The sequence below is a fragment of the Eudoraea sp. genome (assembly GCF_049665975.1).
GTDB lineage: Bacteria > Bacteroidota > Bacteroidia > Flavobacteriales > Flavobacteriaceae > Eudoraea.
The window spans coordinates 1-2,192 of record NZ_JBATGR010000065.1; the positions used below are offsets into that span (position 1 = coordinate 1).

Here is a 2,192-nt window from a genome sequence, read left to right on the forward strand (position 1 = left end):
ACAAAATTCTCCGCAAGGTTTTCATTTACAATTCCGTCTGAAGCTGCAAAAAATGCCAGGATATGCTTCACGAAATACTTCTCATCATCACTTAGTTTATTGTTCCAGTCCGTTAAGTCTTCTTGAAGGTCTATTTCCTCAGCAGTCCAAAAACAGGCCTCACATTTTTTGTACCATTCCCATAAATCATGGTGTTGTATGGGAAATATCACAAATCTATCGTCGTTTTCCTGTAAAATTGGCTCAAAGGCTGCAGTCATTTTTTTATTTTTATTAGTGTTAGTGTAGAATGGAATTTCCAAAGTGTTGGGGCTAACAAAGATTCAAAAATGTTATCAAATTGTAAAGGAGGTTTTATTAAATACTACCCAAAGTTTTTAACACCGTATGTTGAAATCTAGGTTCGCCAGTGATGTTTGCTGCCTTTTTAGAAAAGTGAGTTTTTGTATAAAATTATGTCATTATGGGGCAACAAAAATTAAACCAAAAAGTATAAAAAAACATACTTCTTGGTTTATTAAAGAAAGTAAAATCAAACTTTGGTTATTTAAACCCCCGCTTTTGGGTTATTTAGTGTTAGAAATCCGTTTTTAATTTTCTGATTTTGTCATTCCGATGTCCTATGATTCAATTTCGCATATCATAAATCTCAAAATTGTTGATTTCAATGACACCTTCCATAGGGAATTGATTTTCATCCCGCTTACTAACTTCAGTGTTCCCATTTACCCCTGAGCCTTTGAAGGCAACAACAATTTTATGGTCAGACGCTTCTGTTAAAGTCATACTTCCCTTATATAGCATTTTTATATCTTCCATTGAAGCTTTTTTTCCTGGCAATAAGATTTCCAATTTACTTTTTGTTTTACTATTATTTGCTTCTTCGGCAGAGAGCGATTCAATAATGCTATTTATAGTAAAAGGGATCTTATCCAGAAGCCCGGGTGCATACATATTCACTAATACCGATCTATTGCTATTATCCAAGATCTTGAACTGTAGCCCATCTTCTAGAAAGACCACGGAAGTACTGTTTTTGGTATTAAACTCAGTAATCAAAAGTTGTGTATCACCAATAACGGCTTCCACTTTACCATTTAAAGCATCTGAATAGGTTTCAATTTTACCATCATAAGCTTTATCCGTATTAAATTTTGTCTCTCCCTTGCATGAAACTAAGGCTGTGACAAACATGGCGATAACCGTAGCCATCATAGCTAAAAACAAAAGGTTACTGGCTTTTATTCTTTGAGGTGTCATTTTGTTTTTGTTTTTAATTATATAGAAGACTTACTGAAAACCCATTTGGCATCATCTGGTATAGTATTAACTACCGTGATTTTTTCTTCCTTATAATAGGAATGCTTGTTGTGCTGCCCTTCTCCCCAATCTATTAAAATGCGTTCACCATAATACGCTGTCTTTACCAAATTCCATCCTTGTTTTAAATATAAATCGTATTCTTTGGTTAAATCAAAGTCTTTGCCGTCTCCATGCCTGTTTTCCTGAATACACTGGCCTTTAGCAGAAGTTTCTCCATTTACATAGTACCATTCTAACCGATAACCGGGAATATCATGATAAGCATGCAACATAGGGTTCCATCCATCTATTAATTCAAAAGCAGAAGCAATGTTTAGCCTGCCAATAAGTTTATCGTTTTTCTCAATTTGGATGCTAGGCATTACAGTACCTGAATTTGAATTACTATAGTTGATAGTACCCTTGTCCCCAAAATAGCCACAACTAAGCCACCTGTTTTTCTTTGTGGTGTTCGCCTTTGTATAAATCATTTCTGGCAGTTGTATATCAAAACTACCTTCTGAAGAAATGGTGCCTAAATTATGTTTTACAACCTTTGAAGATGGCCCCCATGTGACCAAAACAATTTTGGCTTCTCCATAAATCCAATTATCAAATTTTTTAGTATTGCTACTGCTTATTATATAGTCCTCTAAATCACTTTTTGGATTATTGGGTTTCTGGATCTTTTTCTGTTTTTCAGCATTGCGTTTATCCCTGTCTATTTTAGCCTGGGCCTCCATTGCTTCTGTCTGTTGCATAATCTTTTTCACCTGAGGGGAATTCATTACACTGTCGTATTGCCGCTTGGCCTCCATGCCCTTTTTCTCCATATCTTCCATCATTTTTTGCTGTTCAGGGCTTTGGCCCTTACAACTTAGGGCGACTAA

At 35.4% G+C, this 2,192-nt stretch carries 3 protein-coding genes; all 3 read right to left on the minus strand.

The features are described from left to right. The coding region (locus WBN20_RS02750) for a ribonucleotide-diphosphate reductase subunit beta (protein WP_424280621.1) at positions 1-260 on the minus strand (260 nt) is incomplete at its 3' end. 367 nt (positions 261-627) lie between these two features. Beyond that, positions 628-1,260, minus strand: a complete 633-nt coding sequence (locus WBN20_RS02755; RefSeq protein ID WP_424280622.1) for a hypothetical protein — start codon at positions 1,258-1,260, stop codon at positions 628-630. Positions 1,261-1,277: 17 nt separating this feature from the next. Beyond that, the coding region (locus WBN20_RS02760; protein ID WP_424280623.1) for a hypothetical protein at positions 1,278-2,192 on the minus strand (915 nt) is incomplete at its 5' end.